Annotated in this window: 1 pseudogene; it reads left to right on the plus strand. The window is 70.0% G+C overall.

The features are described from left to right. Positions 1-198: pseudogene (gene aroE / locus F2P45_RS35105) on the plus strand (shikimate dehydrogenase); the annotation flags it as partial. Positions 199-293 lie beyond the last annotated feature (95 nt).

Consider the following 293-nt stretch of genomic DNA (forward strand, 5'->3'; position numbering starts at 1 on the left):
GGTCCCGGCACCCTGGCGCTGGACATGATGTACGGCAAGGCTCCGACCCGCTTCATGGTCTTTGCCGCCGCCCAGGGCGCGCTCGCGCGCGACGGCCTCGGCATGCTGGTCGAGCAAGCCGCCGAAGCCTTTTTGCTGTGGCGTGGCGCCCGTCCCGACACCGCGGCCATCCTGGACCGCCTGCGCCTGGCGCTATGAGCAAGGCCGCCAAGCCAGCCAGGAATGGCGGCGCGCGCCGGCGCTGGATCAAGTGGCTGTTCCTCGGCCCCTTGCTGATTTTCATCGCGGTCCAG

Source organism: Massilia mucilaginosa (assembly GCF_011682145.1).
In the GTDB taxonomy this organism is placed as follows: domain Bacteria; phylum Pseudomonadota; class Gammaproteobacteria; order Burkholderiales; family Burkholderiaceae_D; genus Telluria_A; species Telluria_A mucilaginosa.